Raw genomic sequence first — 25,311 nt, forward strand, 5'->3', positions numbered from 1 at the left:
GTGCGCGATTGGTGGGGGCGGGGAGGCGTCGATAAGCACTCGGCCCCTTACAATGTGCGACATGGACATGCCGATGGTCTCACAGCTGCGCTCGCGCGTGGAATCGATCCTGCTTGTGGTGGACAATCCCGTCGAGGCAGAAGACCTGGCGGGGGTGCTGGACGCGACGCGGGAAGACGTGGACGCGGTCCTGCGCGAGTGGGCCGGCGAGCTTGACGCGCGGGGCAGCGGGATCGAGCTGCGCGAAACGCAGGAGGGGTGGCGGCTCTACACGCGGCCGCACAACGCCGATGCGGTCGAGGCGTTCGTGCTCGACGGTACGCAAACGAAGCTGAGTCGCGCCGCACTCGAGACGCTCGCAGTGGTGGCGTACCGCCAGCCGGTGACCCGCGCGCAGGTCGCTGGCGTGCGCGGTGTCAACGTGGACGGGGTGATGCGCACGCTGACGCTGCGCGGGTTGATTGCGGAGGTCGACCCCGATGACGCCACTGGCGCGCACCGCTACGTCACCACGGAACTGTTCCTGGAGCTGCTGGGAATCGACTCGCTGTCGCGCCTGCCGGACCTGGCGCCGCTGTTGCCAGAGGTAGACGCGATCGAGGATGCGTGGTAGAACACCAAGTCCTGGTAGACTCTGCCACGAACTTGGGCGCACCGTTTTCGGTGGCCCGCACAACCCCAATACGTTTGCAAAGGATTCAGCATGACTCCTCCCGCTCGCCGAGACGGCACACCGGACAAGGGGAAGGACGAAACGTTCTACCCTTCGTACGCAAAGCCGGCGAAGAAGCAGCACGTCCGACTGGACAAGCGGCGCGAGAACGCCCGCAAGAACGAGCCCCACCCGCTGGAAGATAACTGGTGGGACGACGATGACAAGGGTGCCACGGGTGCCAAGAAGGCCCGGAAGCAGAAGTCCGAAGGCATTCGCCTGCAAAAAGTGCTCGCGCAGGCCGGCGTGGCGTCGCGCCGCCACGCGGAGGTGATGATTGACCAAGGCCGCGTGGAGGTCAACGGCAAGATCATCACCGTCCAGGGCACGCGCGTGAACCCCAATGTGGACATCATCCGCGTCGACGGCACCCGCATCAACGTCAACGAGGAGTTGGAGTACGTCGCGTTTAATAAGCCGCGCGGGGTGCACACCACGATGCGCGACGAGATGGACCGCATCTCCGTCGGCTCCTACCTGTCCGAGCGCACCGCGGCCGGGCAGCGCCTGTTCCACGTGGGCCGCCTCGACGCCGACACCGAGGGGCTCCTCCTGTTGACCAACGACGGCGAGCTGGCCAACCGCCTCACGCACCCGAAGTACAAGGTGACCAAGACCTACTTGGCAACGGTGCTGGGCGAGGCCAAGGGCGACCTGGTGAAGAAGCTGAAGGAGGGCGTCGTGCTTGACGACGGCACCGTGACCGTAGACTACGCGCAGATCGTCGACGTGCACAACGGCCAGTCCATCGTCCGCGTGGAGCTGCACGAGGGCCGCAAGCACATCGTGCGCCGCATGCTCAAGGAGTGCGGCTTCCCGGTGCAGCGCCTGGTGCGCACCAAGGTGCACACCGTTCAGCTGGGAGACATGAAGCCCGGTTCCATGCGCGTGCTGAACTCTGCCGAGCTGGCCTCCCTGTACAAGGTGGTGGATATGTAATGGCTGACGCAACGCAGCTTTCGAACATGCCGGACGGCGGGCTCATTCTCGCCGTCGACGGCCCTTCCGGGACCGGCAAGTCCACCACCTGCCGCGCGCTGGCGAAGTCGCTGGGCGCGAAGTACGTGGATACGGGCGCGATGTACCGCGTGGCCACGCTTGCGGTGCTCCGCGCCGGAGTCGACCCGGCCGACACCGACGCGGTGGTGGCGGCGACCGCCGATCTGCCGCTCGAAGTCTCCGACGACCCAGATTCCAAGCAGGTGCTCCTCGGCGGCGAGGACGTCTCGGGCGAGATCCGCGGCCCGGAGGTCACCCGCAACGTCTCCGCCGTCTCCGCCATTCCACAAGTCCGCGTGAACTTGGTCGAGCTGCAGCGCAAGCTGGCCCGCGAGGCCCACCGCGCCATCGTGGAGGGGCGCGACATCGGGACGGTGGTGCTTGCCGACGCCCCCGCGAAGGCCTTCATGACCGCCTCGGCCCAGGTGCGAGCGCAGCGCCGCTACGACCAGGACATCGCCGCGGGACGCAACGCCGACTTTGACACCGTGCTCGCGGACGTGCAGCGCCGCGACGAGCTCGACTCGTCCCGTGCGACCAGCCCACTGAAGCCAGCGGAGGACGCGGAGGTCATCGACACCTCCGAGATGACCCCCGAGCAGGTGCTTGACGCCCTGACCGGGCTGATTGAAAGGAGCGCGAAATGACACACCGCGAGGAACCGGAAACCCAGTTCATTCAGCCTGGCATCGACGCGTCCGGCTACGAGGACCTGGACCCCGCCGAGGTAGGTGCCGACGACGCGGAGTTCTACGACGCCGACTTTGACGTCAATGATTTCGACGACGCCGATTTCGCAGCCCCCGATTACGGCGAGGACAGCGAGGGCCCTGAAAACACGGACGACTACACCGACGAGGACTGGGCCGAGGTCGAAGAGGCCTTCGGCATCATGCGCCCGAACGTGGTGGAGGAGAACCTGCCCACCGTGGCCATCGTCGGCCGTCCGAACGTGGGCAAGTCCAGCCTGGTCAACCGCTTCCTCGGCCGCCGCGAGGCCGTGGTGGAGGACCACCCGGGTGTGACTCGTGACCGCGTGAGCTACTTGGCCGACTGGGGCGGGCGCCGCTTCTGGGTGCAAGACACCGGCGGCTGGGACCCGAACGCCCGCGGCATCCACGGCGCGATCGCCCGCCAGGCGGAGGCCGCGATGGAAACGGCCGATGTGATCGTCATGGTGGTGGACGCGCAGACCGCCATCACGGAGACGGATTCCGTGATGGCGCGCAACCTGCAGCGCTCTCCGGTCCCGGTGATCCTGGTGGCGAACAAGTTTGAATCCGAATCCCAGTGGGGCGACGCCGCCGAGTTCTACGGGCTCGGCCTGGGCGACCTGTGGCCCGTCTCCGCGCTGCACGGCCGCGGAGGCGCCGACGTGTTGGACGAGATTCTGCGCCTCTTCCCGGACGAGCCGCGCGCGAAATCCTCCATCACGGACGGTCCACGCCGAGTCGCGCTGGTGGGCCGCCCGAACGTGGGCAAATCCAGCCTGCTGAACAAGCTGTCCAAGTCGCACCGCTCGGTGGTGGACAACGTCGCTGGCACCACGGTGGACCCGGTGGATGAGATGATCCAGCTGGACGAGCACCTGTGGAAGTTCATCGACACCGCTGGCCTGCGCAAAAAGGTGAAGAACGCACAGGGGCACGAGTACTACGCCAGCCTGCGCACCCGCGGCACGATCGACGCGGCGGAGGTCTGCGTGGTGCTCATCGACGCCTCCGAGGAGATCTCCGAGCAGGACCAGCGCGTCATCTCGATGGTGCTCGAGGCAGGCAAGGCCATGGTCATCTGCTTTAACAAGTGGGACCTCATGGACGAGGACCGCCGCTACTACTTTGACCGCGAGTTTGATGAGATGATGGGGCACCTCCCGTGGGTGACCAAGCTCAACATCTCCGCAGACACGGGTCGCGGCCTGCACCGCCTCGAGCCGGCGATGGCGCAGGCACTGGAGAACTGGGACAAGCGCGTCTCCACCGGCCAGCTGAACAACTGGCTGCGCGAGGCGATCGCGGCGAACCCGCCGCCGATGAAGAACAACCGCCTGCCCAAGCTGCTCTTCGCCACGATGGCGACCACCCGCCCGCCGACACTGGTGCTGTTTACCACCGGCTTCCTGGACGCCGGTTACCGCCGCTACCTGGAGCGCAAGTTCCGCGAGCAGTTCGGCTATCACGGCACGCCGGTGCGCATCGCCGTGCGTGTGCGCGAGCGCAACCCTCGCCGCCGCAAGTAGGGGCCGCTGGCTTATCGACGCCCCGCTCACCCCTCCTTCCCGTACACAAACGCGTCCGCGCGGTAGGGAAGGGGGATGCGCTGGCCGCGCTCGAAGCCGAGGCGGTCATGCAGGTACCAGTCCAGGTTGGCCACCATCTTCGCGCGCGTCTTCTCGTTGGCGCGCAGCCAGTACGAGCGCGAGGCCATGAGCTCGAAGCACTCGTCGGTGGTGACAATCTGCGCCCAGGTGTCGCGCACCTCGCCCTCCAGCGTCCACGGGGTTGCTACGTCGGGGTAGAACCCGGCGCGCTGGACGTCGCCGGAGTGCATGATGCGGCTTAAGCGCAGCACCCACGGGTGGTTGACGGCAAGGGTGTTCCAGCACAGCAGGAGCTTGCCGCCCGGGCTCGTGATGCGCGCGGCCTCCGCGCTCGCCGTCGCGGTGTCCACCCAGTGCCAGGTTTGCGCGCAAGTGACGGCGTCGACAGCGCCGTCGGCCAGCCCGGTTGCTTCGGCCGTCGCCCGCCAGGTGGGGACGTTGGGGAGCTTGTCCCGCAGGAGGCGGACCATGTCCGCGGACGGGTCGCAGGCGAGGACCCGGCGCGTGGACTCGGAGTCGGCCCCGGCGCCGAGGAGCTCGGTGAGCTTGCCGGTCCCGGCGCCGATGTCCACGATGCGGGTGCCGCCGGCGCGCTGGGGAAAGTCCGCGATGAGGGCTAGGACTGAGGGCGGGTAGGAGGGACGGACGGCGTCGTAAAGCACTGCACCGCTGTTGAACGCACTGGCTGAGCTGCTGCGATGCTGTGCGTCGCGGAACGCTGGCTGCTGCTTCCCACTCGGCTTCATAATGGACTAATCTACCGATACGAATCTTGATGGAGGAACTATGGCAGCACGGCGCCTCGTGGCGCTGCTCGTCGCGGCGGGCCTGGCGCTGAGCAGCGCTGGTTGCGGGAGCGGCGAGCAGCTGGACGCCGCCGACGCTGACCTGATCGCGCCCTCCATTCCGCGGGACGAGGTTGCGGAGGTGCAGCCGTGGAGCAAGCCGGAGACGCAGCGGCGCACCATTAGGGTGGGCCAGCGAGACCGGAGCTTCCTCTTGAGCCTGCCGGCGGGCGCGCGGGAGCGCTCGCGGCTCCCGCTGATCTTTGCGTTCCACGGGTACATGGAGGACGCGGCGTCGATGCGGAAGTACTCGCAGCTCGATGGGGCAGATGCCATCGTTGTGTACATGGATGGCGTGGACAGGGCGTGGGCGCCCGCCCCGTACGCCAAGACGACCGGCGGGGACGACCTGGCGTTCGTGGACGCCGTGCGCGAGCAGGTGACAGGCGAATTCTCGGTGGACAAGGCGCGAGTGTTTGCCACGGGGCTGTCCAACGGGGGCGGGTTCGCCTCCTACGTGGGCTGCCAGCGCCCGCAGGATTTTACTGCGGTGGCGTCGGTGTCGGCGGCGTTCTACCAGCGCGTCTCGCAGGGGTGTTCCTCCATCCCGATTAAGCACGTGGACTTTCACGGCACGAACGACTCCGTGATGAGCTACTTCGGCGGCCAGCGCCACGACACGGCGTACGAGTCCGTCGAGGCAATGCTGGCGGAGGCGGCGGAGCGCAACCACTGCGACGCGGAGTACGTGGAAAAGCCGCTTTCAGACACCGTGACCGAGCTGCGGTGGGACGGCTGCGACGCGCCGTTGGTGCACTACCGTGTGGACGGCGGCCCGCACATTTGGCAGGGCGGCACGGTGGATTCGTCGCGGACGACCTCTGCAGGATTTGCCACACGAACGCAGCTGGCGTTTTTCGGCGTGCCGTTTGGCTCAGTGTCGGACCCGTAATGTGCGCCAGGTGCCCTATGCTTGGGCATTGTGATGCAGAACTCTGACGACGCGACCAGGACCGCCATTGTGGTGTACAACCCGGTCAAGATCGATGAGACGACGCTGCGCTCCCAGGTCGAGCGCTACGCGCCGGACGGCTGGCACATCGAGTGGGTGCGCACCACACCGGACGATTCCGGCGAGGCGGAGGTGGCCGCGGCGCACCACCCGGACGTCGAGCTTGTACTGGTGGCCGGCGGCGACGGGACGGTGCGCGAGATCGCCACGTCGCTTGCGGGATCCGGCATCGCGCTGGGCATCGTGCCGACCGGCACCGGCAACTTGCTCGCGCGCAACCTGCGCCTCGACCTCGGCCTCGAGGAGTCCGTGCGGCGAGCGTTTCGTGGGGAGCACAAGCTTATCGACGTCTGCCGCGCCAAACTTTCACGCCCCGACGGCTCCAACGAGCGTCTCGGCTTCGTGGTGATGGCTGGCGTCGGCCTGGACGCGCAGATGATCGAGTACACCGACGAGGGGCTCAAGAAGAAGATCGGTCCGCTGGCGTACGTCTCCGGCATTGCGAAGTCGCTGCGCGGCGGCAACCGGATCAAGGCGTCCTTCGTGGTGGACGGGGACCATACTCACTCGCAGCGGTTGCACACGCTGATCTTTGGTAACTGCGGAGAGCTGATCAATCAGGTGCCGTTGTTGCCTGAGGCCAGGCCGGACGACGGCGTCATCGATGCCGTCGGCATGGCGCCGCGCGGTCCCGTCGGGTGGGCGAAAATCGGCGTCAACCTTGTGGTCAACAAGGCGGCGAAACTCCGCGGGCGGAAGCCTGATCCGGCGGTGGTGGAATTCGCGGACCTGCTGTATTCGCGGGGCAGCTACGCGCGGGCCTCGTTTGCAGAGCCGGAAATCTTCGAAGTGGACGGGGACCCCGTGGGTGAGGTGACGGCGGTGGAGATCTCCGTCGACGCGGGCGCGCTGAAGGTGTGCGTGTAGCCGCCTACTGTTGTGTCGCGGATCGCTCCCGTGGACGGTGTGTGACATAAGTGGCGGTGCTCCCTCTCCTACGGGATACTGTGTGCGAACTTGGTTCAGCCTCAGCAGTAAGGGGATGCTTATGCGAGCATCGGTTGGTAGTTACGCGGGAGCGGTTGTCGTCGGGCTCTCGCTGAGCGCGTGTGGCGCGTCGGAGGAAGTTCCGACGGTGCCGGAGTTTCAGTTTAAGAGCGGGACGTTGGCGATCGGGGAGTTTTCCAGCAGTTCTGTCGAGGGCAATCTGTTCGACCCGTGCACGGAGATTTCCCCGGAGGAGTACGAGGCGGCTGGCATTCCGGATGTGAGGCCGGTGCCGGCCGATCAACAAGTGCCCGGGTACAACTCGTGCGACACCGGTCTCTACGAGGACAAGGTCGGACAACGCCTCGTAATTTCCGGCGGGAGCAGGAGCGAAGCGGGATACAAGACAAGTTCGGATAACCACCTGGAGTACCCAGAATCGGTCGTTCCCGGTTTGTACACCATCACCAGTGATTTGTCTGGAGTGTGCATCGCACAAGTCGATACGGAACGGGGCGGACTGAAAGTGCAGATGTCCGCCCAGGGACTCGGGAGCGAAGATGTTGATAGCTGCCAAGTCGCGCGGGAGACAATCGAAAACCTCTACAAGGCTGTGAACACCGATGAGGAGGAGCAGTAAATGAGCGCCAACGATCGTCGAGTACTCGCAGCCCTCATGATCGCGCCGGCATTCCTCGCCGTCTCGGCGTGCAGTAGCGATACAGAGGAACAATCGGCACCCGACGCGCCGCCGGTATTCCATTTTGCCAGCGGAGACCTCGCAATCGGCGAGTTCTACTCAGATGAGGTAGAAGGCAACCTTTTCGACCCCTGCACGGGTATCTCAGCAGAGGAATACGCGGCCGCGGGGATTACCGGCGTCGAGGCCTTTGATAGCGAGTTTGGCGACCCGGGCGTCGTCATGTCGTGCAACACCGCCGACCCGTCCGCGCAAGAGACTCGGCGAATCATGATCTCGGCGGTAGGAGAGAACACAATCAAGTCGCTGGATGGCAGCCAGATTGAACACCCAGATTCCACGGTGCCGGGGCTCTATACGGTGACGGAAGGCGCAAACGGCGGCTGCGCTGCGCAGGTGGATACCGAGCGGGGAGCGCTCTCGATAAGTCGCTGGAAGTACAATGCCCAGGGCCGGGAGGACGAAGTGTGCCGCGCGGCGCAGAAAGAGCTCGAGGAGCTTTACGACGCCACGCAGCAGGCGTCGTAGCGGTGGCTGTTTCCGCGGCATGCGGAAGGAAACTGTTCCCGCGAGGGGATTCAGAACCCCCCGAACCCCCATAAAGAAAATTGTCGGACTGACAGGATTTGAACCTGCGACCCCCACACCCCCAGTGTGGTGCGCTACCAAACTGCGCCACAGCCCGTCCGTTACTGCATTCGCGGTAACTCGGCTAGATTACAACACTGTCACTCGAAACGGAAAATTGCCAGGTCAGCGGGCAAACCTTGCTACTGCACATCGCCGTCCAGGTAGACCCACGCGCCGTCCTCGCGGACGAAGCGCGAGACCTCGCGCTGCACGCCGGCGGGGGAGTAGGCCGCAAACTCGACCACGCCCTCGGAATCGAAGAGTGAGCCGCCCTGGGTGCGCACAATCTGCAGGCGATTGAACGCAAGGCCCTCGGAGGGAAGCTTCGACAACGCCGGGCGCGTTGCCTTCGCCCAGGTGGAGTGGAGGTAGTCCGCGAGGCCGCCCACGAAGGCGGTGTAGCGCGAGCGCATCAACGCCTCGGCGGTCGGTGCCTTGGCGCCCCGGTGGAGCGCGCCGCAGCACGCCGCGTAGGGCTTACCGGTGCCGCAGGGGCACGGTTGCATGTCCGCGATGCGCGGCTGTTGCCGCCTGACGCCCGCCACGTTAGCGCTGCTTGTCGCGCTCGCGGCGCTGCTCGACGGTGGCGGTATCTACCGTGGTCGTGATGTCGCCTGCGGCAATGTAACCGTCGACGGTGGACGCGGCGCCAGCGGCGCGCAGCGTCTGGACCTGCTCGTCGGTGAGGTCGCCGTAGAGCGTGATGTGGCGGGTGAAGGTGGTGTCGGCGTCGTGGGTGACTTCCACGCGGACGTCGTCAAGCTTCATGCCCTTGGCCGCGCTCCTGATGGCCTGCGAGCACGAGGCCGCCAGCGAGGACATGAACAGGCCGGTGGACGTGACGCCCTGGCCCTTGCCGCCGGCGTTCTTGGCGCGGTCCGTGGTGATCTCGCGGTTAGAAGTGCGCACCACATCGCCGTACTTGGTGCCTCGGGCGGAGTAGGAGATCGCGTTGGAATCGCCCGTCGGCTCCGGGGTGAACTCCGGCACGATGTACTGCTGGGCCCACGAGCCGATGATGTCGGCGGCGCGCTGCGCGGTGCCCTGGCGCGTGAGCAGGTGATCGGCCTTGTCCAGTGCCATGAGCGACTTGGGGTAGCGGGTGAGCTGGAAGATGGACTGGGCGTTGTCGATGCCCACGGTGACGTCGATAGGCGAGTGCACCAGCAGCAGCGGTTTACGGATCTTGCCCAGGTACTCCTCCGGATTGGTCTCCGCGAGGTCCTCGAGGAAGTGACGCGAGATGACCAGGTCGCGGCCGCCCAGCGTGACGTGCACCGAGCCGTTGCGATCCGCCTCGCCGATCTTGTCGGCGTAGTGCAACACGGAGTGGGCGGGATCGAAGGGCGCGCCGACGGTGGCCACCATCTTGAGCATCTTCTTCAGCTCCGGGCGCGTCGCGGCCTTGAGCGTTGCCGCGCCGCCGAGCGAGTGGCCCATAATCAGCTGCGGGGCGGTGTAGTTCTCCTCCATCCACTGCGCCACGGCCACGATGTCATCAACGTTTTGGTTAAACGAGGTCTCGGCGAACTCGCCCTTGGACTGCCCCAGGCCGGGGAAGTCGAAGCGCACGGTGGCAATTCCGTGCTCCGTCAGGCGCTTGGAAATACGCGATGCGCCGGGGGTGTGGCGCGAGCCCGCGAAGCAGTGCGCGAAAATGGCGTACGCCTTCGCCGGGCCGTCCGGGCGGTCCATCGTTGCGGCAAGCTCCACGCCCGTGGAGGACGGAATTTTCAGGTTGAGAGATTTCATTTCGCGGACTTCCCCTTGTGTGTGGTTGATTCGCGCTGCTGCGAGACTGGCTTCAATACAATCTAAGGCACAAATAAGCTAGCAACAACAGCCCTCCCGCTACCTGCATCGCGGGGGTAAAACCGCTGCGCCTAGACTTTGAGGCAATACTGCGGCGACAGAGCGTTACAGAGCGATACAGTGCGATACAGTGCGACGAGGAAGGACGGTCAAGCGCATGGGAGCATTCGACTGGTTCTGGAAGGCCATGGGCTCAACATCTGAGCGCAACAACAAGAAATCCAAGGGCATCGTTGCCGGCGCCCACGAGCTGATCCCGAGCATTGAGCAGCTTGACGACGCCGCGCTGGCCGCCGCCATCCGAGACACCGTCTCCGGCGGCGCGATCAAGGACAAGCAGCGCTTCCTTGCCATCCTGTCGGTCGCCTCCAAACGCACGCTCGGCTTGCTGCCGTTCGACGTGCAGAACCAGGCGGTCCTGCGTCTGCTCGAGGGCGACGTCATCCAGATGGCCACCGGTGAGGGCAAGACGCTTGTCGGCGCGATGGCGGCCACGGGGTTCGGGCTGACCGGCAAGCGCGTCCACGTCATCACCGTGAACAATTACCTGGCGGACCGCGATGCGGAATGGATGCGCCCGCTCGTCGAATTCTTCGGCCTGCGCGTCGCCTCCGTGACGGAGAACAGCTCCCGCGAGGAGCGCACCGCCGCCTACCGCAGCGACATCGTCTACGCGCCCGTTACTGAAATCGGCTTCGACCACCTGCGGGACAACCAGATCACCTCGCGCGCTCAGACCGTCCAGGCCCCGGCGGACGTCGCCCTGGTCGACGAGGCGGACAGCGTGCTTGTCGACGAAGCCCTCGTCCCCCTCGTCCTCGCCGGCTCCGAAGGAGCGACCCAGACCACCGGGCGCATCACCGAGGCCGTCTCCCACTTGCGCGAGGGCAAGGACTACGCGATCGACGCCGAGGGGCGCAACGTCTTCCTCACCGACGAAGGCGCCGAGCACGTGGAACGCCTGCTGGGCATCGACTCGCTCTACGGCGACGGGCAGATTGGCGACACCCTCGTGCGCGTCAACCTCGCCCTGCACGCGAAGGCGCTGCTGATCCGCGACGTCCACTACATCGTGGAGGACGGCAAGGTCGCGCTTGTCGACGCCTCCCGCGGCCGCGTCGCCGAACTGCAGCGCTGGCCGGACGGCCTGCAGGCGGCCGTGGAAGCCAAGGAAGGCCTCACCGTCTCTGAGGGCGGCCGGATCCTGGACTCCATTACGCTCCAAGCGCTGATGCGCCGCTACCCAACCGTGTGCGGAATGACCGGCACCGCGGTCGAAGCCACCGACCAGCTCCGCTCGTTCTACGACCTCCACGTCGCTGTGATTGACCGGGCCAACGAGCTGCAGCGCTTCGACGAGGCGGACCGCATCTACGCCACGATGGAGGAGAAGAACAAGGCCATCGTCGACGAGGTTGCGCACCTGAACTCGACCCGCCAGCCGGTGCTCGTGGGCACCCACGATGTCGCAGAATCCGAGGCGCTCGCCGAGGCGCTGGAGGCCCGCGGCGTGTCCGTGAACGTGCTCAACGCGAAAAACGACGCAGAGGAGGCCCGCATCATCGCAGAGGCGGGCGACCTCGGCCGCGTGACCGTCTCGACGCAGATGGCTGGCCGCGGCACCGACATCCGCCTCGGCGGTGCGGACGAGGCGGATCACGACAAGGTCGCGGCGCTCGGGGGCCTGGCGGTCATCGGTACAGCGCGCCACCGCTCCGCGCGCCTGGACAACCAGCTCCGCGGGCGCGCAGGCCGCCAGGGCGACCCGGGCCTGAGCCTGTTCTTCGTCTCGCTGGAGGATGACGTCGTGTCCACGGGCGGCGCGGACGAACAGGTCACCGCCCACCCGGACGAGACCGGCCGGATCGAATCCAACCGCATTCAGCAGTTTGTCGAGCACTGCCAGCGCGTCACCGAAGGCCAACTGCTGGAGATCCACTCCCAGACCTGGAAGTACAACAAGCTGCTCGCCGACCACCGCGACATCCTTGACCAGCGCCGCGCGGCCCTCCTGGACACCGACACCGCGTGGCGCGAGCTCGCCGAGCGTAGCCCGCAGCGCGCCGCGGAGCTGGAGCATCTGCCGCAGGAGGTCCGGGAGCAGGCGGCCCGCGACATCATGCTCTACCACCTCGACACCGAGTGGTCGGAGTACCTCGGGCTCATGGACGACGTGCGCGAGTCCATCCACCTGCGCGCCATCGCCCGAGAAACCCCGATCACCGAGTACCACCGCATCGCCGTCCGTGAGTTCAAGGAGCTGGCCAACCGGGCCGTCGACCAGGCAGTCGACACGTTCGAGCAGGTGCCTATCGACGCCAACGGCGCCCACCTCGCCGACGCAGGCTGGAAGCGGCCCAGCGCCACCTGGACTTACATGGTCTCGGATAACCCGCTGGCCGGGTCGGGCAACAGCGTGATCTCCGGCATCGGCAATATTTTCCGGTAGGCGAGAGGTGGGGAAATCCTGTGGAGTGGTGGCAAACACCCCCGCGGGAGCCTCGAGCCGGTAGTATGACAGGCAGCTAACTGAAAACCTCGACATTGGTGCGCCTCGCTGGCCCGTGCACGCGGGGCGCGCCGATTTCACACATAGTCAGGAGTAAGTGATGAGCGATAACACCGGTAACCCGCAGAACCAGGTGGAAACGACGTCGGTGTTCCGTGCGGACCTGCTGAAGGAGATGGAGTCTGGCGCGTCCGCCTCCAAGGACGGCATCACCGGCGCGGAAAACCTCCCCGAGGGCGCGGCACTGCTGGTAGTTAAGCGCGGCCCGAACGCCGGCGCTCGCTTCCTGCTGGACCAGGACTCGACCACCGCGGGCCGCCACCCGGAGGCAGACATCTTCCTCGACGACGTCACCGTGTCCCGCCGCCACGCAGAGTTCCGCCGCACCGAGGACTCCTTCGAGGTCGTCGATGTGGGATCGCTCAACGGCACCTACGTCAACCGCGAGCCGCGCAACTCCCAGACGCTGTCCACGGGCGACGAGATCCAGATCGGCAAGTTCCGCCTCGTCTTTATCGCGGACGAGAAGTAGACTCGCTCCGACCAGAGCCCCCACGTACCCGCGCCCCTGACAACGGGGCGCTCTTTACGCAACGAAAGATCCACCACCAGTGAGCGCACTCCGCAAAACTTCCCCGCTGAAGCCGACGGGCACGACCCAGCAGGCGAAAACCATGTCGATCGGCGTGGTCCTTGAACGCCTCCGCGAGGAGTTCCCGGACGTGACCGTCTCCAAGATTCGCTACCTGGAGTCCGAGGGGCTCATCACCCCGCAGCGCACCGCGTCCGGCTACCGCCGCTTCACCGACGCGGACGTGGAGCGCCTCCGCTACATCCTGGTCACCCAGCGCGACAACTACCTGCCGCTGAAGGTGATCCGCGAGCAGCTCGAGGCGATGGATTCGGGCGAGGTCGCCGCCCTGATGGCGCCCGACGCGGAAAGCGGCGCGCCGATGGTGTCGCCGGAGAACTTCCGGGCGCCCGCATCCACCAAGCTCACCGATACCGACGTGGCCGCGCAGGCCGAGACCGACGCGGCAACCGTCGCCGAGCTGACCAAAGCCGGGCTGATTAGCCCGGACGCGGCCGGCTACTACACAGCCGACGACGTCCAGGTGGTCACGACCGCGCTCTCCCTTGGCGAGTTCGGCGTGGACATCCGCCACCTGAAAACGCTGCGCACCGCCGCCGCGCGCCAGGTGGACCTCATCGCCCGCGTCGCGGAGCCGATTGCGAAGTCCGGCAAGGACACCGCGCAGCAGCAGGCCGAGGAGACCGGCCAGCAGATGTCCGCGCTCGTCGTTTCGCTGCACGCGTCGCTGGTGAAGAATCAGCTCCGCCACCGCCTGGGCCACTAGCGCTTCACGACGCCACCGCCCCCGCCCGCCTCCATCCAGGTGCGCCGCGGGGGCGTTCCTGTGTGTTACCCGATTTTGGGGGAGGGGCGTGGCTCGGCCCGCGTGCGGTCGCGGAATCCGCACGCCACGCGCCTGCTGTGGCTGGTGGGGCGCATGTGGTTGGTGGGGCGAGGAGAGTCTCAACGTGAAGTTGAGGGTTAGAGTTCGGCGTGTTGCGCGTGCAAAGGTTGACCGAAAGCCTATGCTTGGCATTTAATAAAGCACATAGGCACTACGCCAAACTTCATGGGAGTAATTACGTGACTACACACAACGGACACGGCACTACCGGCGACGCCCCCATCCAGGAATCGCTCTTTGACATCGGGCCATCGGACGAGGTGGGCTACCGCGTGCCCATCGCCTGCCAGGTTGCCGGCATCACGTACCGCCAGCTCGACTACTGGGCGCGCACCGAGCTCGTCCGCCCGTCAATCCGCGGCGCAAAGGGCTCCGGCTCCCAGCGCCTTTACTCGTTCAAGGACGTGCTGGTGCTGAAGATTGTGAAGCGCCTGCTTGACACTGGCATCTCGCTGCAGAACATCCGCCTCGCGGTGGAGAAGCTGCGCGACCGCGGTGTGAACGACATCGCGGAGATCACCCTGGTCTCGGACGGCGCAACGGTCTACGAATGCCGCAGCAACGAGGAGATCATCGACCTTCTCGGCGGCGGCCAGGGCGTGTTCGGCATCGCCGTGCCGCAGATTATGAAGGAGCTTTCGGGCACCATCTCCGCGTTCCCGGCGGAGCGCGTGATTACCGAGGACGACGCCCCGGTCGCAGAGGTCACCGGGATTGACGAGCTCGCCGCGCGCCGTCGCCGCAAGTCCTCCTAGCCGGTTCTGCTCCACTCCCACCATCGCGCCCCGCACTGATCGGGGCGCGATTTTTTACGCCCGAGGGCGTCCCCGCGCCTACTTCACGCCGGCGGCCGACTTCACAGCGTCGGTAAGCCCCTCGGCACCATCGACGTGCTGGTCGGACGACGCGACATTGCGCAGCCCCTGGTCCTGCGGCTCGCCGCCGACGTGCACCACCGTGACGTCGACGCCCTGGTCGTTGAACGGCCTGACCGTGTTGGCAAACTCCTCGTCGTTTCCGGCGTCAGCGGTGCCGGTGGTCACCACGACGATCCGCACTGGCTCGCCCCACTGCGCGGCGGCGCCCGCCGCGGCGAGGACCGCCTCGCGGGTCTGCGGCACGCCGCCGGTGAGGAAGCGGTGCACCGCCTGGTCGACGTCGCCCGCGTTGCCCGTCAGGGCGACGTTGTCGCGGTACCCGCGGGTCACGCCCGGGTTGAGCGGCGAGGAGTAGTTCCACAGGCCGACCATCTTGCCCCGCTCGCCGACCGCACCTGCTGCTGCGCCGACCGCGTCCTTCGCCGGCTCGATGTACGGTGCCATGCCATCCGACGTGTCGAGCAGGAACAACGTGTTCTGCACCGGGCCGGCCGCGGACTCGGACGCCGGGGCGTCGTCCTTCGCGCTCGCCTTTGCGTCGCTGCCCGCGGCGTCGGCGCCGTCGTTTGCGGTGCCGTCGGTAAGCGCGGCCCCACCCGCGGGGAGCGCCGCGGCCCAGACCATCTCCGCGATCACGGGCTGCTGCGGGTCCTGCCCATCGAACTTGTCGGCCGAGAAGCGTGCCAAGTCCTGGCCCGCCCGCGACTGGTCCTCGGTCACGTCGCCGGCCGCGTTGAGCGGGATCGCCGCGTAGGACACGGCGGCATCGATCGGGGTGAACGTGAGGCCCTCGGGGACGGCGTCCTCGGACGTCGCGAGGAAAGTGTCGTCAGCACCGTCGAAGCCGTCGAGCGAGTCGACGCGCTGATCAGTCAGCGCCTTCACCGCCGCCTGGTCGTCGCCCTTCGCCAGCGTCCCGGCGACGACGGCTGACGCCGACGGCTCGTCGCTCGCTGCGAAGCGCACCTTGTCCAATCCGACCTGGTCAAGCTTCGCCTCGGCCTTTCCGGACAGGCCGACCGGCTGGTTGGCCACGATCGCCGGCTCCGACACGGCAGCGGTGCGCTTCGCGTTCGCCAGCTGCTGCTGCGTGACCGGCGTGTTCGGCGCGAGGTAGACCGCCGCATCCGCAACGTTGTCCACCAGCTGCGGCTTGACGCAGTGGTCACGGACCACGGGCGCGCTCTCCTGGTAAGTCTTCATCAGCTGCTCGGCGACCGCGTGGTCCGACGCCGCGACCGGGAGCGTGACGTCGCCGGCGACGCACTCGCCGCCGCCCTGCGCCTCGTCGGCGTCGGTACCGCGACCGAAGATGAACCACAGCAGCCCGGCGATGAGCAGCAGGACCACGAGCAGCGCAATCAACGCCTCGCCGGACAGCCTGTAGTTGTTCTTACCGTTGGAATGCCGTGCCATGTATACCGCCTTGTCAGCCGAGTTTGCTTGGATGCGCAGCGCGCAGGTAGCGCCTTGCCGCAATCTTATCCGTGCCGCACGCGTTCTAAGAGCGCGACAAGCCGATGGCGCAGCGGCGCGGCGTCTTCCGCCAATTTCCGCTGCCGGCGGACGTACTCCGCCTTGCCTTCAGCTGTCTCGATCGGCACGACTCCAAACCCGAGCTCGCGGCAGTCGTACGGCGAGGCCTCCATGTCCAGCCTGCGCGCCTCGCGCGCGAGCGCGAACGTGTCCAGCAATAGCTCGCCGGGGACGAGCGGACCGAGCTTGGTCGCCCACTTGTACAGGTCCATCGCCACGTGCACGCAGCCTGCCTGGTCGTTCGCCGCCTGCCCCTCGCGCGTGAGCACGGTCAGGTTCAGCGGGCGCGCCGGCGGCGTGAAAAATCGGTACGCGTCAAAGTGCGTGCACTTGAGCTGATGCGCCTCAACCACAGCATCGGTCCCGGCGCGCCCCAGTCGCAGCGGCAACGCGTGGCGCGGGGTGTCCGCGCGGTAGACCATCGCCCATTCGTGCAGGCCGAAGCAATCAAAGTGTGCGGGACGCTTCTCGACGCCCCCGAGCACCCGCCCAACCGCCTCCGCGTCCCTCCCGCGGTGGGCAACAAACGCCTCGACGTCCACGCCAACCGTGCCATCGGCGCCAACGCGGTAATCGCGCCAGGTCGCGTGGGGGAGGGCGGTGGCGTCGGCAAGCGTGCGCCCCACGCCCGGGTGCCACCGGCGCAGGTGGGCGGGGCGGAGCGGGTAGTACTCGAAGAGGAAGTCCCACACCGGGTGCGCGACGCCGTGCGTGCGGCGCTCCAGGTGCGGGGTGATCCACTGGTCCGCGCGGGCCTCGTGCGCCGCGATGAGCGCCTCGTACTCGCGCGGCTGGAGCACCTCCGGGCTACTCGTCCTCATGCGTCCAGTCTGCGACGGTGCCCACGTACTCCTCGATGAGGTCCTCGAGCGCCAGCACGCCGACCAGCTCGCCGTTGTCCCGGACCTGTGCCATGTGGGCGGAGCGCCGGTGGAGGGAGGTGAGGGCGTCGTCAAGCGTCTGCGCACCGTCGACGATGGAGAGGGGGCGGATGCGCTTCTTGGGCACCAAGGGATCGGCGTCGTCGGACTCCATGAGGTCCAAGATGTCCTTGACGTGGATGTAGCCGACCAGCACGCCCGGCTCCGTCTGGACGGGGAAGCGGGAGTACCCGGTCTCGCGCACCGCTTCCTCCACGGCGGAGAGGCGGATGCCGGACGGCTGCAGCGTGATGGTCTTCAGATCCGGCAGGCGGATCATCACTTCCTTCAGGTTGCGGGTCTCGGAACGCAGGGCCTTGGCCAGGCGGGCGGTCTCCTCAGCGTCGAGCAGGCCCTCCTCGCGCGACTCCTGGATCATGTTGGCGAGCTGCTCCTGGTCGACCGTGGAGTCCAGCTCGTCGCGCTGCACGATGCCGAACGCCGCAAGCGTCTTGCGGGCGATCCAGTTGAGCAGCTCAATGACCGGGCGCGTGAGCTTGATCCACACCGTCATCGCGCCGGTGAGCCACATCGCCGTGGTTTCGGGGCCGGCGATAGCGATGTTTTTTGGCACCATCTCTCCAAGCAGGATGTGCAGGTAGGAGATGATCACCAGCGCGATGGCGAAGCTCACCGGGTGCAGCAGGTTCTCGGGCAGGTTGAGCGCCAGGAACGGCACCTCGATGTAGTGCGCGATCGCCGGCTCGGCGACCTTACCCAACACCAGCGAGGCGATCGTGATGCCGAACTGCGCGCCCGCCAGGTAGATCGACAGGTGCTCGGTGGCGTCGAGCACGCCCTTTGCGTCCTTCCTTCCCTGGGCGAGTAAGTTTTCAAGGCGGTCGCGGCGCGACGACACCAGCGCAAACTCGGCGCCGACAAAGAACGCGTTGGCCGCGAGGAGGAAAATGATCAGCAGAATTGCGACCCAAATGCTCATCGACGCTCACCTCCAGCAACTTCCTCAGCCTGCGCGGGGGAGACGGGGCTGAGCAGTACCCGGTCCACGCGGCGGTCATCCATGGCGGACACGCGCCCGACCCACGTTCCGGCGCCGCCGGATTCGAACCCCTCCTGGAAGTTCTCCGCGGCGTTGGGCAGCACGACCTTGTCGCCCAGCTTGGGGATCCGCCCCAGCACGGACATGATCAGGCCGCCGAGGGTTTCGTACGGGCCTTCCGGCGCGGTGTAGCCGGTGGTGGCGGTGACGTCGTCAAGCCTCACGAGCCCCGAAACCTCCCACGAGGTGCCGATGCGCTGGAAGTCGCGTTCCTGCTCCTTGTCGTCGTACTCGTCGTAGACCTCGCCGAGGATCTCCTCCACGACGTCCTCGATGGTGACCAAGCCCTGCGTGCCTCCGAACTCGTCGGCGACGAGGACGACCTGCGACCCGGCCTGGCGGACCCGGTTGAGCACCGAGTCGCCATCGAGCGTGCCCGGCACGAACGGCACCTCGCGGGCGAGGGAAGCCAGCTTCGTGGTGGCGCGGTCGGCCTTGTCCACCGAGAACGCGTCTTTGATGTGCACCACGCCGACGGTGTCATCCAGGTCGCCGCGGCGCACCGGGAAGCGCGAGTGGCCGGACTGGCGCGCCAAGGCGATGAGGTCGGCAACGGTGTCGTCGGCATCGAGCGCGTCGATGGTGGAGCGCGGCGTCATGACCTCCTCGGCGGTGGTGTCGCCGAACTGCAGCGAGCGGTCGATCACCGCGGCGGTCTCGGCGTCCAGGCCGCCCGCCTCTGCGGAGCTGCGCACCATCGCGGTCAGCTCCTGGCCGGAGCGCGCCGACGCAAGCTCATCAGCCGGCTCCATACCTAGCTTGCGCACGACGAAGTTCGCCGACCTGTTCAGGAAATTGATGAAGCCACGGAAAAAACGGTTGAACGCGTTGACCGGCGGGACCACGAACCGGGCGGTGCCCAGCGGGTTAGTGATCGCGATGTTCTTGGGCACAAGCTCACCAAACACCATGGACAGCAGGGTCGCGACGATCAGCGCGAGCACCATCGCCACGACGCCGGATGCGTCCTTGTCCAAGCCCACCAGCTCAAGCAGCGGGGCGAAGTACTTGCCCAGCACCGGCTCCGCGAGGAAGCCGGATGCAAGGGTGGTGAGCGTGATGCCGAGCTGCGCGCCCGAGAGCGCGAACGAGAGGTTGGCGTGGTCGCGCGCGACGGCTTTGGCGCGCTTGTCGCCCTTTTCCCTCACGTGCGCGTCGACCGCCGAGCGCTCCAGCCCGGTCATAGCGAACTCGATCGCCACGAACAGGCCCGTTGAGGCGGTGAGCAATATGAATCCCGCAAGGGAGAGGATGGATATGAGTATGTCCATTATTGTTGCGCGTTAGCGCCCGTGACTCCTTCGTGTTCGATTCCCGCGCCGCTTGTTGCGGCCGGAGGGCTTCGCTTGTCGACGCCCACGCGCAGGTTGTCCGGGCGGCGGCAGGGGAGCGCCCTCCGGCTTGCGTGCACCCGTGATCTTAACTAACGCTTCCGACATCGGGGTGACGCGGACCTCGCGCGCGTCTACACCCGCCTTCTTGAGCAGCTTGTCCACTTCCTGGCGCTGGTCGTCCATGACGAGCGTAACGACGGTGCCGGACGTGCCCGCGCGGGCGGTGCGCCCGGCGCGGTGCAGGTACGCCTTGTGCTCGGCGGGCGGGTCGACGTGGACGACGAGCGAGACGTCGTTGATGTCGATGCCGCGCGCCGCGATGTCTGTGGCCACGAGCACGGGCGTGGAACCGTCGCCGAAGCCCTCGATCGCCCGCGTGCGCGCGCCCTGGCCCTTGTCGCCGTGCAGGCCCTGCGCGTTGATGCCGACGCGGCGCAGCTTCTTCACCTGGCGGTCCACGCCGTGCTTCGTGCGCATGAACATGATCGTTTTGCCGTCGCGAGCGGCGATCTGGAGGACGATCTCGTTGCGCTCCTCGCGGCCGCCGACGAGCAGCCGGACGTGCTCCATCGTGTCCACCGCCGCCTCGACAGGCGCGGTCGAGCGCGTCACCGGGTCGTGCATGTAGCGGGCCACGAGCTTCTCGACGTCCCCGTCAAGCGTCGCCGAGAACAGCAGCCGCTGCCCGTTCTCGGGCGTGCGGTCGAGCAGCTTGCGTACCTGGGGGAGGAAGCCCATGTCGGCCATCTGGTCGGCCTCGTCGAGCGCTGTGATTTCCACCGCGTCGAGGGAGAGCTTCTTCTGGTCGATGAGGTCCTGCGCGCGCCCCGGCGTGGCCACGAGCAGGTCGACGGGGGCGGCAAGCGCGCGGATGTGCTTGTTCACGTTGACGCCGCCCACGACTTCGAGGATGCGGAGGCCGAGGGCTGCGGCGGCGTCGTCAAGCCTTTCGCGGATCTGCGCGGCGAGCTCTCGGGTGGGCGCGAGCACGAGGCCGCGTGGATGGCCCGGGCGGCTGGGAGCGCCGGCGAGGCGGGCGAGGATGGGCAGGCCGAACGTGAATGTTTTGCCGGATCCGGTGGGGCCGCGGCCGAGGACATCGCGGCCGGCGAGCGCGTCCGGGATCGCCGCCTCCTGGATGGGGAACGGGTGCTCGATGCCCTGGTGTGTGAGCACTGTGACCACGGGTTGTGGCAGGCCGAGTTCGGCGAAAGTTGTGGGAGACGGTGTCGACGATGTCATTGCGACCACTTTAGCGCGCGAAAACCCCAAACCCTATTAGACGCACGCGGCGGGCCTGCGGTTCCCTCCGCGTCAGGTTTTGGAAGACTTCTCACACTTTGCCGTTTACGCTGGTCAGCGCGTTGTGGTGCGGCTATGCTCTGGGGCATGACGCTTATCGACGCCCTCATCCACCACGACCGCAACGGCATTGCCATCATCGCCGATGCGGTGGAGTCGAGCGTCGACGCGCTGGTCGACCGCGGGATGGAGCGCGATCGCGCCGAACAACTGATGGGCGCGGCCGAGGTCTACTTCGGGCAGGTGCGCAACCGCCGGGCGCAGGACGCGTGCGTCGCGGCGGCGCGCGAAAATCAGCACCGGTTGGAGACGCTGGCGTTTATTGCGCGGTCGTCGAAAAGTTTGGAAACGGACGCGGACCGATGGAAATACCGCACCACGCTGTGTGAAACGCGCGGTGACCTCCGCGCGATCACACGGCGGGCCAGGGCGCTGAAGAAGGAACTGCAGCCGGCACGGCCGCGAGAGCCGAAGGCGAGCATCACGTTCCACGACCAGGGCTGGTCCACCATGCACCTCACCGCGCGCACCAGCGACGTGCTGCCGCTGTTTGAGGCGGCGAAGGGCGACCCGGCGGGCTGGGCGAAGGGCGGAGGCGCCACCGCGGCCCCCGCGGCTGCGTTGACCACGGTGCTCAACATGGACATCGGCGACTTTGCGCAGTGGCGCAAGCACCCCGAGCGCACCGACGAGATCGAGGTGCAGCTCACCAACGGCGAATGGCTCACCGGCGCGGAGCTGATCAACCGGAAGCTGCGGGAGTCTGGGTACATCGCGTTGATCTCGCCAACCGACGGGCCGATCAACCTCTACGGCACCACGCTGCGCCACGCTTCCCGCGAGCTGCGCCTCCTCATGAGCGCGGATGCGCCCACCTGCGCGTGGAAAGACTGCAACCAGCCCGCGGACTTCTCGGAGGCGCACCACATCCACGAGTGGTCGAAGGGCGGGACGACAACGATTGACAATCTCTGCTGGTTGTGCGCGTACCACAATCGGCAAAACGGCCGCCCGCACCGCGGCCGGATGGAGCGCGTCGACGGGCAGATCGTATGGCAAAGCCCCGGAGGCTACGTCACGCCCCGGGGCAGAAACCACGGCGATCCGTGGGTGCGCGCAAAACGGTTGGCCACCACAGCGGCGACCGACCCGCCCGTTAACTAGGTTTTGCTTACGCGTCGATTTCTTCGCGGCTTCCCGACCACGTGGTGTGGTAGGTGCCGTCCATGTCGACGCGCTTGTAGGTGTGCGCGCCGAAGAAGTCGCGCTGGCCCTGGATCAGCGCTGCCGGGAGGCGGTTCGAGCGCAGCGAGTCGTAGTACGACAGCGACGACGCGAAGACCGGGACCGGCAGGCCGAGTTGGGTGGCGGTGATGACGACGCGGCGCCAGGCGTCGATAAGCCCGCCCTCGAGCTCCTGCTTGAAGTACGGGTCGAGCAGCAGGGAGGGCAGCTTGGGGTCGTTCTCGTAGGCCTCGGTGATGCGGTTGAGGAACTTCGCGCGGATGATGCAGCCGCCGCGCCAGATGCGCGCGAGCGCGCCCGGCTCGAGATCCCAGCCGTACTCCTGCGAACCGGCGTTGATCTCGTCGAAACCCTGCGCGTACGCGACGAGCTTGGAGGCGTAGAGCGCGCGGCGCACGTCCTCGACGAAGGCGTCCTTGTCCACGCCGAGGTCATCGAGCGTGGTCACCTCGCCAGCGGGCAGCCCGATGCGCTGGGCGGCCTCGCGCTGGGCAATTGCCGACGACAACGCGCGCGCAAACACCGCCTCGCCGATCCCCGTGACCGGCACACCGAGGTCGAGCGCCTCCTTGACGGTCCAGCGGCCGGTGCCCTTTTGGCCGGCGGCGTCCAGGATGACGTCGATGAACGGCTTGCCCGTCTTCGCGTCGGTCTGACGCAGCACCTCGGCGGTGATCTCGATGAGGTAGGAGTCCAGGTCGCCCTCGTTCCAGGTGCTGAAGATGTCCGCAAGCTCGGCGGGCGTGAGGCCGGCGCCGTAGCGGAGGAGATGGTAGGCCTCGCCGATCACCTGCATGTCGGCGTACTCGATGCCGTTGTGGACCATCTTGACAAAGTGGCCGGCGCCGTCGGGGCCGATGTGGGTGACGCACGGGGAGCCGTCGACCTTCGCGGAAATGTCCTCGAGCAGGGGACCGAGCGTCTCCCAGGATTCCTTCGGGCCGCCGGGCATAATCGACGGGCCGCGCAGCGCTCCCTCCTCGCCGCCGGAGATGCCGGCGCCGACGAAGTGGCGGCCGCGCGCGGCGACCTCCTTCTCGCGGCGGATTGTGTCGGTGAACAGGGAATTGCCACCGTCGATGATGATGTCGCCGTCATCCATCGCGGATGCGAGCTGGTCGATCACCGCGTCGGTGGCGGCGCCGGCCTGCACCATAATGATCGCCTTGCGCGGGCGCTCGAGGGAAGCCACGAAGTCTTCGATGGTCTCCGAGGCGACGAAGTTGCCTTCGGCGCCGTGCTCGGCCATGACGGCGCGCGTCTTTTCCGGCGAGCGGTTATAGATGGCCACGGTGTGGCCCTTGGAGGCGAAGTTGCGGGCGAGGTTGGAGCCCATGACGGCCATGCCAACGACGCCGATCTGGGCGAGTCCGGTAGCGGGGGATGCATCAGTCATGCGCCCGATTCTACGCGCCGCGTACGGGCGGGCGGTAGAGTGTGCACATGGAGACGCACGACTACCGCAGCCGCTTTGCCAGAGAGCCGCTGGTCGAGCCGCTGAGCGCGGACGAGCTGCGCGACCTCAACGCGCACGACATCGGGTTCGGCCCGCACATCGGGCTCGTCATCACCGCGTGTTCGGCGGAGCGCACCGAGGGCTACGTCGAAGTGGGGCCGCAGCACTTGCAGCTCACGGGTGTGGTGAATGGGGGCGTGTATGCGTCGATAGGCGAAACGATCGGCTCGATGGCGGCGATCGCGGCGGCGGGCCGCCCGGCGCTAGGGATGAGTAACTACACCGACCTGCTGGGCGGCGTTTCCGGCGGGCGGATCGAAGCGGTCGCGCGCCCGGTGCACACCGGCAAGCGCACGCACCTGTGGCGCGTGGAGCAGCGAAACGGCGACAAGCTGGTTGCGGTGACGAACCTTAAGCTCATGCTTGTCGACGCCACGTAACACCTACAGCCAGTTATTTCGCCTAAACCACCAGTACATGATGGCCATCGACGCAAACATGACGATGAGCACGACCGGATAGCCGTACGCCCAGCTCAGCTCGGGCATGTTCTCAAAGTTCATGCCGTAGATGCCGGCGATCATGGTCGGGGCGGCGGCCATACCGACGACGGCGGAGATGGTGCGCATGTCGCTGTTTTGCTGCATGCTGACTTTGGCCACGGAGGCGTCGAGAAGCGACGAGAGGCGCTCGTCGAAGCCGAAGAGGTGGTCGCTGGCGATGGTCGCGTTGTCGACGACGTCGCGGAAGTACGAACGCAGCGTCTTGCGGAGCAAGTCCTTGTGACTGACAAGGCTGTTTTTCAGCGCCGGCGCGAGCGGGTCAATGGCGTGCCGCATCTCCAAAACCTCACGCTTGTACATGTAAATCTTGTCGATGTTGATGTCGCGCCGCGGAGTGAACACCTCGTTTTCCAGGTCGTCGACGTCGATGCTCAGCGCCTGGGCGACGCGCAGGTGGTTGTCCACCGCGTAGTCGGAGACCTTCCACGCCACGGCCGCGGGGCCGAGGATGGCAAGCTCCTCGTCCTCCTCCAGCTGGCCGGTCAGGTCGGGGAGGGGCGCATTGTGGCGAATCGTGATGGCGAAATTGGGGCCGACCACGATCTGTACCTCGCCGGTGGAAATAATCTCGCGGGCGTCGGAGACCTCTTCGTCGTCGCGGTAATAGACGGTGCGGATGACCAGGAAGAGTTGGTCGTCGTAGCGCTCCACCTTGGGGCGCTGGTGGGCGTCGATGACATCGTCGACGATGAGGTCGTGCAGGTCGAAGAGCTCCGCGATGCGCTCCATCTGCGTCGTCGTCGGCTCCTTGAGCGACAGCCACACGAAGGCGTTGTCATGCTGGTTGACGTGCTCGAGCGCCTGCGCCACCCGCGCGTTGCCGGGCTGGCGCTTGCCGTCGACGAAGATGCGGCAGAAATCAATCGAGCGTTCTATCGGCACCGGGACGTGTTGAGCAACTGGTGCGAAGTTCTTCTTCGGCCGTTGACGTGGAAGTGGAATCCGAGGCGGCATAGCAGCCTCCCTTCGTGTGACGAACCGGCCGGGCCGGTTGCAACGGGCAGATCGTGGCTTGGCCGAAGCGAAGCCCTTAAAAAATACTACGCCCTCCGCGCGAGCGCGAACTCGCGGCG

24 protein-coding genes and 1 tRNA gene are annotated in these 25,311 nt (G+C 66.8%); 14 read left to right on the top strand and 11 right to left on the bottom strand.

What is annotated here, in order from left to right:
• Window positions 1-52: 52 nt before the first annotated feature.
• From scpB to der, 4 genes are all read left to right on the top strand, one after another.
• Window positions 53-613, top strand: a complete 561-nt coding sequence (scpB, locus tag CKJ82_RS00080) for an SMC-Scp complex subunit ScpB (RefSeq protein WP_165765347.1) — start codon at window positions 53-55, stop codon at window positions 611-613.
• A 90-nt stretch (window positions 614-703) separates the two neighbouring features.
• Entirely contained in the window at window positions 704-1,651 is a 948-nt protein-coding gene (locus tag CKJ82_RS00085; protein ID WP_095536110.1) for a pseudouridine synthase, read from the top strand.
• Window positions 1,651-2,358, top strand: a complete 708-nt coding sequence (cmk, locus tag CKJ82_RS00090; protein ID WP_095536551.1) for a (d)CMP kinase — start codon at window positions 1,651-1,653, stop codon at window positions 2,356-2,358. The genes CKJ82_RS00085 and cmk overlap by 1 nt, the downstream gene beginning before the upstream one ends.
• The gene (gene der, locus CKJ82_RS00095) at window positions 2,355-3,950 is read left to right on the top strand and encodes a ribosome biogenesis GTPase Der (protein ID WP_095536552.1); all 1,596 of its coding nucleotides are present in this window, start codon (window positions 2,355-2,357) and stop codon (window positions 3,948-3,950) included. The genes cmk and der overlap by 4 nt, the downstream gene beginning before the upstream one ends.
• Window positions 3,951-3,976: 26 nt before the next feature.
• Here the strand turns inward: der and CKJ82_RS00100 are convergent, their stop codons facing one another.
• Complete coding sequence (locus tag CKJ82_RS00100) at window positions 3,977-4,777, bottom strand: class I SAM-dependent methyltransferase (RefSeq protein WP_095536553.1); 801 nt, start codon at window positions 4,775-4,777, stop codon at window positions 3,977-3,979.
• Between the two features lie 40 nt (window positions 4,778-4,817).
• Here CKJ82_RS00100 and CKJ82_RS00105 point away from each other — a divergent pair, with 40 nt between their 5' ends.
• The 4 genes from CKJ82_RS00105 (at window position 4,818) to CKJ82_RS00120 (ending at window position 8,043) form a co-directional block, all read left to right on the top strand.
• Window positions 4,818-5,768 carry a CE1 family esterase gene (locus tag CKJ82_RS00105; RefSeq protein WP_095536554.1) on the top strand — a complete coding sequence of 317 codons (951 nt, stop codon included), beginning with the start codon at window positions 4,818-4,820 and terminating at the stop codon, window positions 5,766-5,768.
• 33 nt (window positions 5,769-5,801) lie between these two features.
• Window positions 5,802-6,755 (top strand): diacylglycerol/lipid kinase family protein, encoded by a 954-nt coding sequence (locus CKJ82_RS00110; protein ID WP_095536555.1) that lies wholly within the window; start codon window positions 5,802-5,804, stop codon window positions 6,753-6,755.
• A gap of 121 nt (window positions 6,756-6,876) precedes the next feature.
• Window positions 6,877-7,455, top strand: coding sequence for a DUF3558 domain-containing protein (locus CKJ82_RS00115; RefSeq protein ID WP_133063986.1), 579 nt, complete (start codon window positions 6,877-6,879; stop codon window positions 7,453-7,455).
• Window positions 7,456-8,043, top strand: coding sequence for a DUF3558 family protein (locus CKJ82_RS00120; protein WP_095536557.1), 588 nt, complete (start codon window positions 7,456-7,458; stop codon window positions 8,041-8,043).
• 83 nt (window positions 8,044-8,126) lie between these two features.
• Here the strand turns inward: CKJ82_RS00120 and CKJ82_RS00125 are convergent.
• From CKJ82_RS00125 to CKJ82_RS00135, 3 genes are all read right to left on the bottom strand, one after another.
• A tRNA-Pro gene (locus tag CKJ82_RS00125) sits at window positions 8,127-8,200 on the bottom strand.
• 85 nt (window positions 8,201-8,285) lie between these two features.
• Window positions 8,286-8,651, bottom strand: coding sequence for a YchJ family protein (locus CKJ82_RS00130; RefSeq protein ID WP_095276797.1), 366 nt, complete (start codon window positions 8,649-8,651; stop codon window positions 8,286-8,288).
• A gap of 40 nt (window positions 8,652-8,691) precedes the next feature.
• Window positions 8,692-9,897: a bifunctional alpha/beta hydrolase/OsmC family protein gene (locus CKJ82_RS00135; RefSeq protein ID WP_095536558.1), complete on the bottom strand. Its 1,206-nt coding sequence runs from the start codon at window positions 9,895-9,897 to the stop codon at window positions 8,692-8,694.
• A 217-nt stretch (window positions 9,898-10,114) separates the two neighbouring features.
• On the opposite strand from CKJ82_RS00135, the gene secA2 reads away from it, so the two are divergent.
• The 4 genes from secA2 to CKJ82_RS00155 all read left to right on the top strand — a co-directional run bounded on the left by secA2 (window position 10,115) and on the right by CKJ82_RS00155 (window position 14,699).
• The gene (gene secA2, locus CKJ82_RS00140; RefSeq protein WP_095536559.1) at window positions 10,115-12,406 is read left to right on the top strand and encodes an accessory Sec system translocase SecA2; all 2,292 of its coding nucleotides are present in this window, start codon (window positions 10,115-10,117) and stop codon (window positions 12,404-12,406) included.
• Between the two features lie 160 nt (window positions 12,407-12,566).
• Window positions 12,567-12,998: an oxoglutarate dehydrogenase inhibitor Odhl gene (gene odhI / locus CKJ82_RS00145; protein WP_095276690.1), complete on the top strand. Its 432-nt coding sequence runs from the start codon at window positions 12,567-12,569 to the stop codon at window positions 12,996-12,998.
• Window positions 12,999-13,077: 79 nt separating this feature from the next.
• A complete protein-coding gene (gene ftsR, locus CKJ82_RS00150) occupies window positions 13,078-13,824 on the top strand; it encodes a transcriptional regulator FtsR (RefSeq protein WP_338063588.1) in 747 nt (248 codons plus the stop codon).
• Between the two features lie 299 nt (window positions 13,825-14,123).
• Entirely contained in the window at window positions 14,124-14,699 is a 576-nt protein-coding gene (locus tag CKJ82_RS00155; protein WP_095536560.1) for a MerR family transcriptional regulator, read from the top strand.
• A 78-nt stretch (window positions 14,700-14,777) separates the two neighbouring features.
• On the opposite strand, the gene CKJ82_RS00160 is transcribed toward CKJ82_RS00155, so the two are convergent.
• From CKJ82_RS00160 to CKJ82_RS00180, 5 genes are all read right to left on the bottom strand, one after another.
• Complete coding sequence (locus tag CKJ82_RS00160; RefSeq protein WP_095536561.1) at window positions 14,778-16,238, bottom strand: hypothetical protein; 1,461 nt, start codon at window positions 16,236-16,238, stop codon at window positions 14,778-14,780.
• Window positions 16,239-16,303: 65 nt separating this feature from the next.
• Complete coding sequence (locus CKJ82_RS00165) at window positions 16,304-17,179, bottom strand: 3-methyladenine DNA glycosylase (protein WP_095536562.1); 876 nt, start codon at window positions 17,177-17,179, stop codon at window positions 16,304-16,306.
• Window positions 17,166-18,218 carry a hemolysin family protein gene (locus CKJ82_RS00170; protein ID WP_095536563.1) on the bottom strand — a complete coding sequence of 351 codons (1,053 nt, stop codon included), beginning with the start codon at window positions 18,216-18,218 and terminating at the stop codon, window positions 17,166-17,168. The genes CKJ82_RS00165 and CKJ82_RS00170 overlap by 14 nt, the downstream gene beginning before the upstream one ends.
• Window positions 18,215-19,609: a hemolysin family protein gene (locus CKJ82_RS00175; protein WP_095536564.1), complete on the bottom strand. Its 1,395-nt coding sequence runs from the start codon at window positions 19,607-19,609 to the stop codon at window positions 18,215-18,217. Before CKJ82_RS00175 ends, CKJ82_RS00170 begins: the two co-directional genes overlap by 4 nt.
• A gap of 12 nt (window positions 19,610-19,621) precedes the next feature.
• Window positions 19,622-20,914: a DEAD/DEAH box helicase gene (locus CKJ82_RS00180; protein ID WP_095536565.1), complete on the bottom strand. Its 1,293-nt coding sequence runs from the start codon at window positions 20,912-20,914 to the stop codon at window positions 19,622-19,624.
• A 147-nt stretch (window positions 20,915-21,061) separates the two neighbouring features.
• Between CKJ82_RS00180 and CKJ82_RS00185 the strand changes: the two genes are divergently transcribed.
• The gene (locus CKJ82_RS00185) at window positions 21,062-22,138 is read left to right on the top strand and encodes an HNH endonuclease signature motif containing protein (RefSeq protein ID WP_165765348.1); all 1,077 of its coding nucleotides are present in this window, start codon (window positions 21,062-21,064) and stop codon (window positions 22,136-22,138) included.
• A gap of 7 nt (window positions 22,139-22,145) precedes the next feature.
• Here the strand turns inward: CKJ82_RS00185 and gndA are convergent, their stop codons facing one another.
• Window positions 22,146-23,615, bottom strand: a complete 1,470-nt coding sequence (gene gndA, locus CKJ82_RS00190) for an NADP-dependent phosphogluconate dehydrogenase (RefSeq protein WP_095536567.1) — start codon at window positions 23,613-23,615, stop codon at window positions 22,146-22,148.
• Between the two features lie 47 nt (window positions 23,616-23,662).
• On the opposite strand from gndA, the gene CKJ82_RS00195 reads away from it, so the two are divergent.
• Complete coding sequence (locus tag CKJ82_RS00195; RefSeq protein ID WP_095536568.1) at window positions 23,663-24,115, top strand: PaaI family thioesterase; 453 nt, start codon at window positions 23,663-23,665, stop codon at window positions 24,113-24,115.
• A gap of 3 nt (window positions 24,116-24,118) precedes the next feature.
• On the opposite strand, the gene CKJ82_RS00200 is transcribed toward CKJ82_RS00195, so the two are convergent.
• Complete coding sequence (locus CKJ82_RS00200) at window positions 24,119-25,192, bottom strand: magnesium and cobalt transport protein CorA (RefSeq protein WP_095536569.1); 1,074 nt, start codon at window positions 25,190-25,192, stop codon at window positions 24,119-24,121.
• Window positions 25,193-25,311 lie beyond the last annotated feature (119 nt).

This window comes from Corynebacterium gottingense, from assembly GCF_002285125.1.
GTDB classification, from domain to species: Bacteria; Actinomycetota; Actinomycetes; order Mycobacteriales; family Mycobacteriaceae; genus Corynebacterium; species Corynebacterium gottingense.